This window comes from Enterobacter cloacae complex sp. IR53030 (assembly GCF_049238365.1).
GTDB lineage: Bacteria > Pseudomonadota > Gammaproteobacteria > Enterobacterales > Enterobacteriaceae > Enterobacter > Enterobacter kobei.
Window position 1 is genome coordinate 1 of record NZ_JBMKHA010000051.1, and the last position, 6,664, is coordinate 6,664.

The window sequence follows — 6,664 nt, forward strand, 5'->3', positions numbered from 1 at the left end:
CTCATATCAGGAACTTGTTCGCACCTTCCCTAGTAAACTGAGATACAGATAAATTAGACGAAAAGAGGGACACCGTGGACTCCATATTTTCTATTGGCATCCAGTCATTATGGGACGAATTGAGCCACATGCCAGTCGGTGGAGTCTGGTGGATTAATACCGACCGTAATGAAGATGCCATCAGTCTGGTAAACCAGACAATTGCCGCCCAGGATAAGGATTCCCGCGTGGCTGTCATTAGCATGGGCGAAGAGCCGAAGAAAATTATCACGCTGGAAAGTGACGGCGGACCGCAAACCGTGCGCTTATTTTCCATGTCAGCAGAAGTGGATAGTCTATACTTTTTGTCCCGCGACGTTCAGTGCTCCATTGATCCGGATCACTATTTCGTGATTCTTAAATGCGCAAATAACGTCCTGCAAAATATCCCTGCTGAAAAACTGCTGCCGTGGCTGGAAAAAATCAATAAATGGGCAAAATTTCAAAATTGCACGCTATTGGTCGTCAATCCCGGCAGTAATAATGACAAGTTGTTTTCACTTTTAATGGGTGAATATCGCTCCCTGTTCGGTCTGGCCAGTCTGCGTGACCAGGTGGGCAGCTATCTCTACGATATTGCTTTCTGGTGTAATGAAAAAGGCGTGAGCGCCAGGCAACAGCTGACCCTGAAACAGAGTGAGGGGAAATGGCACCTGGCACAGCAGGAAGAAACGGTTGTGCAGCCGCGGAGTGATGAAAAACGCATCCTGAGCCATATTGCGGTTTTAGAGGGCGCGCCCGCGCTGTCGGAAAACTGGTCGCTGTTTGAGTCTAACGAAGCGCTTTTTCATGAAGCTCGTACAACCCAGGCGGCATCCCTTGTTTTCTCGTTGATGCAAAATAACCAGATTGAGACGCTGGCGAGACAGATTCATACCTTACGTCGCCAGCGCGGCAGCGCATTAAAAATTGTGGTGCGGGAAAACAATACCAGCCTGCGCGCCACCGATGAGCGTCTGCTGCTTGGCTGCGGCGCAAATATGGTTGTTCCATGGAATGCGCCGCTGTCACGCTGCCTGACGCTAATCGAAAGCGTTCAGGGCCAGCAGTTCAGCCGCCATGTGCCGGAAGACATTTCCACCTTGCTCTCCATGACGCAGCCGATGAAGCTGCGCGGATACCAGAAATGGGATAACTTCTGCGACGCCGTCGGCAATATGATGAGCAACACGCTACTTCCTGCGGACGGGAAAGGGGTGATGGTTGCCCTGCGTCCTGTTCCGGGTATCCGCGTTGAACAGGCTCTCACCTTATGTCGTCCGAATCGTACAGGGGACATCATGACCATTGGCGACAATCGCCTGGTGCTATTTTTGTCCTTCTGCCGGGTGAACGATCTTGATACCGCGCTTAACCACATCTTTCCCCTGCCTACCGGGGATATTTTCTCAAACCGTATGATCTGGTTCGAAGATAATGCTATCAGCGCGGAGCTGGTGCAGATGCGCGCACTTCAGCCTGAACAATGGGTTAAACCGCTGGCGATCACCAGCGATGCAAAACCGATTCTCAATGCCAGACATGACGGTCATGTCTGGCGTCGGGTTCCGGAACCCCATCGCTTATTAACCGAGAATGGGGAGAACGTACCATCATGAATATCAGCGATATTATTCAACTGGTCGTATTCTGTGCGCTGATCTTTTTCCCGCTTGGCTACTATGCGCGCCATTCCATACGTCGTATCCGTGATACGGCCAGAGTGATGTTTATAAAACCTCGCTATGTAAAACCAGCCGGAACACTGACACGGGCATCACACGTCAAGGCAGACCGAAAACATGACTAATTCTACCTATACCGCTTCGTCACCCTCGCCGCTCTGGCAATACTGGCGCGGCCTTTCCGGCTGGAACTTTTACTTTCTGGTGAAGTTTGGTTTGCTCTGGGCAGGCTATCTGAATTTCCATCCCCTGCTTAACCTGGTCTTTATGGCCTTCCTGCTGATGCCGTTGCCGAATATCAGGCTGCATCGTTTACGTCACTGGGTAGCCATCCCCGTCGGCTTTGCGCTGTTCTGGCACGATACCTGGCTACCGGGTCCGGACAGCATAATGAGCCAGGGGTCACAGGTTGCGGGCTTCAGTGCAGACTACATGCTTGATCTGGTTGAGCGCTTTATTAACTGGCAGATGATTGGCGCTATCTTTGTCCTGCTGGTGGCCTGGCTGTTCCTGTCGCAGTGGATCCGCGTCACGGTGTTTGTTGTCGCCATTATGATCTGGCTTAACGTGCTGACGTTGGCAGGACCGGACTTCTCCCTGTGGCCTGCCGGTCAACCAACCACCACGGTGACCACCACGGGTGGAAGCGCAGCGGCTACTGTTACCACGGCAGGCGATACGCCTGTGATAGGTGATATTCCAACCCAGACCGCACCGCCGACCTCCACCAACCTCAATGCGTGGCTTTCCAGCTTCTATACCGCAGAAGATAAGCGACAGACGAAATTCCCGGATGCACTGCCGGCAGATGCTCAACCGTTTGAGCTGCTGGTGATTAACATCTGTTCCCTCTCCTGGGCCGATGTGGATGCAGCCGGATTAATGTCTCACCCACTGTGGTCTCATTTCGATATCCAGTTTAAAGATTTCAACTCTGCCACCTCATACAGCGGCCCGGCAGCGATTCGCCTGCTGCGTGCAAGCTGCGGTCAGACATCGCATAAAAACCTGTACCAGCCGGCAGGGAATCAGTGTTATCTGTTCGATAACCTCGCGAAGCTGGGCTTTACGCAGCATCTGATGCTGGGACATAACGGCCAGTTCGGTAACTTCCTGAAAGAGGTGCGTGAACAGGGTGGCATGCAGGCACCGCTGATGGATCAAACCGGGCTTCCCGTTACTCTGCTCGGCTTCGACGGTTCACCTGTTTACGACGATACAGCCGTACTGCAGCGCTGGCTGCAAACCATCGAAAAAGACAGCAACCCGCGCAGTGCGACGTTCTTTAACACCCTGCCGCTTCACGACGGTAACCACTTCCCGGGCGTGAGCAAAACGGCAGATTATAAAGTGCGTGCGCAGAAATTCTTCGACGAGCTGGATGCGTTCTTCACTGAGCTGGAAAAATCAGGCCGTAAAGTGATGGTGGTTGTCGTGCCTGAACACGGCGGCGCGCTGAAAGGCGACAGAATGCAGGTGTCAGGTCTGCGTGATATTCCAAGCCCGTCCATTACCAACGTGCCTGCGGGCATTAAATTCTTTGGTATGAAGGCTCCGCACCAGGGCGCGCCGATTGAGATTACACAGCCAACCAGCTATCTGGCAATTTCAGAACTGGTTGCCCGTACCGTGGACGGGAAGCTGTTTGTGGAAGATAGCGTGAACTGGAATCAGCTCACCAGCAACCTGCCGCAAACGGCAGAGGTCTCCGAAAACGCGAATGCTGTGGTGATTCAGTACCAGAACAAACCGTACGTTCGTCTGAACGGCGGAGATTGGGTACCGTATCCGCAATAAAGGATTTACCCCTCTCCCCTGTAGGGAGAGGGGATTGTCAGTGCGTTATTATTGCGCTGAAATCCATACCAGCATTTTCAGACTTGCCGAATAGTAGTCGTCTTTAGAGGTGATTTCCGGTTCGCCGGATGGCTGACCCATCGTTAAATCCCTGACCGCCAGCAGACCGCCTTCCATCATATAGGGCGCGTATTCATTGGTCGTGACGTTAACCCAGGCGGGTGTATGTTCCCGTGGGAACTGACCAAACCAGGCTTTCCAGGCGTCAGCAGCGGGCTTTGTTTATCAGACCAGGCTATGTACAGCGGAATACGAATCGCATCGTAGCTCATTCGCGGTGGCCAGCCTTTGGCCGGCGTCAGCTTGCCCGCGGATGCCAGCGAAACCCAGTCTGTCGGTAGATTCGCTTTACCCGATCCCATTTTTCCCAGCAGACGTTTCCCGTCCTTTATCAATTCACGCCAGACCGGCAAATGACTGCGTCCGGCAAAGGCCTGCCAGGCCGGAAACACAAAATAGGAAGGATTAAGGACCACTTCATCCTCAAGCTTAAATCCCTGTACGCCGGGCAGCATCACGCGGTAACCCGCATAGCGGATTACGTTGTGGTCAATCAATGCTTTCGTAATCGCATCCGATGCGGCGCTGTAGCGTTTGTCATGCCAGCGCGCATCGGCTTTTAACAACGCCCATGCAATCAGGACATCACCATCTGTGGCGTTGTTTTTATCAGCGACCGGATTAGACTCAGCGGGGTTATAACGCCAGTAAAACAGACCATTTTCGTTGTTCTTTAGCGTCCTGTTGGTCCATTGCCAGAGCTTATCGAACGTGGCTTTATCGTCGTTAGCCACCGCCATTAACATGGCGAAACCTTGACCTTCCGTATGCGAAACGTCACCGTTGCCGGTATCAACAATGCGACCTTCCGGTTTGAAAAAGCGCGCCTTGTAACTCTCCCAGGCCTGACCCGCCTGCGAGAGAGGAGAGAACAGCAAGCTCATCATCACAGCCAGGGTCGCGCAAACGGGTTTTCGCATCATTCACCCCATTCGGTTATTCGGCACTTCGCAGTGAAATTTCACCGCCCATCCAGGGCTTGATCACGCCATCCTGTTCCAGGAGCAACGCGCCCTGAGCGTCAATCCCGCGGGAAATGCCGTAGATCTCTTTATCACCAATCAGTAATTTCACCGGGCGATTGATAAAGTTGTCCAGTTTTTCCCAACGAGACAGGAACGTTGCGAGTCCTTCCTGTTCAAAAAGCGTCAGTGAACTGCGCAACTCTTTAATCATACGCACGGCAAGGATGTTACGATCGATGACGATCCCCGCCTCCTGGAGATTCGTCCAGGCCTGGTTGACCACATCGTTTTGTACGTTACGCATCACCATATTGAGGCCCGCGCCAATCACGATTTGCGCCGCATCGCCCGTTTTTCCCGTCAGTTCGACCAGAATACCGGCAAGTTTACGATCGTTCAGGTAAAGATCGTTAGGCCATTTAACACGCACCCGATCGGCGCCCAGATCGTGTAGCACCTCTGCCATGACAATCCCGATGACCAGACTCAGGCCAATCGCTGCGGCAGGGCCCTGATCGAGTCGCCAGTACATGGACAGGTAAAGGTTGGCACCGAAGGGCGAGAACCATTTTCGCCCTCGGCGACCACGCCCGGCCTGCTGATACTCTGCAACGCAGGCATCGCCGGATTTCAGTTCAGGCAGACGATCCAGAAGATACTGGTTCGTTGAGTCAATCACCGGCAGCACCGCAACATTGCCGTGCCCAATCTGGCTACGAATCACGTCTTCATTCAGCAATTGAATGGGTTCCGGCAGGCTGTACCCTTTTCCAGGAACGGTAAAGACATCGACACCCCAGTCGCGGAGGGTCTGGATATGTTTATTAATGCCTGCACGGCTCATGCCCAGCTGCTCACCCAACTGCTCGCCAGAGTGAAACTCCCCATCCGCGAGGATGCTAATCAGGGTTAACGGGATGGTGTTGTCTTTCACGCGATGGTCTCCACGGCATTCACTTCACCTGTGCGGCCAATGAAGCGGACTTCTGGCTCCAGCCAGACGTTAAACTTTTCACCCACACGTTCACGAACATAATGAGCCAGTTTGACCACGTCATCACTGCTCGCATCATGTTGATTGATCAGTACCAGAGCCTGCTGCTGATGAACGGCAGCGCCTCCGACTGAAGTGCCTTTAAGCTGGCATTGATCGATAAGCCATCCCGCAGCCAGCTTCACGCTGCCATCTGCCTGAGGGTAATGTGGTGCTGCGGGCCATCCTTCAAGGAAGACCTTTGCCTTTTCGCTGTCGATCACCGGGTTTTTGAAGAAACTTCCGGCATTTCCATTTACTTTCGGGTCGGGAAGCTTGGTCATGCGCATATGACAAACCGAGTCAAACACATCGCGGGGGGTGGCGGTAGCCGGATCGAGACGCGTTAAATCACCGTAGGTCAGTACGGGCTGCCAGTTCTTCGACAGGCGCAGGCCCACGGCGACAATCACGTAGCGATCCTGATATTCATGTTTGAAGATACTGTCACGGTAGCCAAAACGGCACTGTTCTGCGGTTAAACGCTTAGCCGTTCCAGTCGCCAGTTCGATGCAGTCGACGTATTCACAGACATGTTTCAGCTCGATGCCATAGGCACCAATGTTTTGAATCGGTGATGATCCAGCGCAGCCCGGAATAAGCGCAAGGTTTTCCAGGCCAGGCATCCCTTTTTCCAGGGTAAATTGCACCAGGTGATGCCAGTTTTCTCCGGCCCCCACGTGCAAGTGCCAGCTATCGGCGCGCTCTTCCACATCAATTCCCATGATGCGGTTAACGATCACTGTTCCCGCAAAATCGTCGAGAAACAGGACATTACTTCCTTCGCCCAGAATCAGTACGGGTTCGTTTTTTTCGGTTGCGCTTTGCCATGCATTCAGCAACTGCTGTGCAGTATCGGCACGGACAATGTGATTAGCATTGCGTTGAATACCAAAGGTATTCCAGGGCTTAAGGGAGTGGTTCATAAACGCTATCCTGATGCAAAAACGCAGGTAGTTTACCGTATAAGCAGGGCGTTGGGGGATTAGTTTGTATAGCGCAGAAACGCAAAAAGGCCATCCTTACGGATGGCCTTTTCACTTATT

Annotated in this window: 5 protein-coding genes and 1 pseudogene; 3 read left to right on the plus strand and 3 right to left on the minus strand. The window is 52.9% G+C overall.

The annotated features are described in order from the left end of the window. The first annotated feature begins 74 nt into the window (after positions 1-74). Genes bcsE through bcsG form a run of 3 tightly spaced genes read left to right on the plus strand, consistent with a single transcriptional unit; the run spans position 75 to position 3,500 of the window. Positions 75-1,637, plus strand: a complete 1,563-nt coding sequence (bcsE, locus tag ACOTXR_RS24755; RefSeq protein WP_058690721.1) for a cellulose biosynthesis c-di-GMP-binding protein BcsE — start codon at positions 75-77, stop codon at positions 1,635-1,637. Further along, positions 1,634-1,828 (plus strand): cellulose biosynthesis protein BcsF, encoded by a 195-nt coding sequence (gene bcsF / locus ACOTXR_RS24760; RefSeq protein ID WP_014885605.1) that lies wholly within the window; start codon positions 1,634-1,636, stop codon positions 1,826-1,828. Before bcsE ends, bcsF begins: the two co-directional genes overlap by 4 nt. Continuing rightward, entirely contained in the window at positions 1,821-3,500 is a 1,680-nt protein-coding gene (bcsG, locus tag ACOTXR_RS24765; RefSeq protein ID WP_058690722.1) for a cellulose biosynthesis protein BcsG, read from the plus strand. Before bcsF ends, bcsG begins: the two co-directional genes overlap by 8 nt. A 48-nt stretch (positions 3,501-3,548) precedes the next feature. Here the strand turns inward: bcsG and ACOTXR_RS24770 are convergent. From ACOTXR_RS24770 to murB, 3 genes and pseudogenes are all read right to left on the minus strand, one after another. Then, a pseudogene (locus ACOTXR_RS24770) lies at positions 3,549-4,540 on the minus strand (glycosyl hydrolase family 8). A 16-nt stretch (positions 4,541-4,556) separates the two neighbouring features. Beyond that, on the minus strand, positions 4,557-5,519 hold the full coding sequence (gene birA / locus ACOTXR_RS24775) for a bifunctional biotin--[acetyl-CoA-carboxylase] ligase/biotin operon repressor BirA (RefSeq protein ID WP_023331541.1): 963 nt from the start codon (positions 5,517-5,519) through the stop codon (positions 4,557-4,559). Further along, on the minus strand, positions 5,516-6,544 hold the full coding sequence (gene murB, locus ACOTXR_RS24780; protein ID WP_023331542.1) for a UDP-N-acetylmuramate dehydrogenase: 1,029 nt from the start codon (positions 6,542-6,544) through the stop codon (positions 5,516-5,518). Before murB ends, birA begins: the two co-directional genes overlap by 4 nt. Between the last annotated feature and the right edge of the window lie 120 nt (positions 6,545-6,664).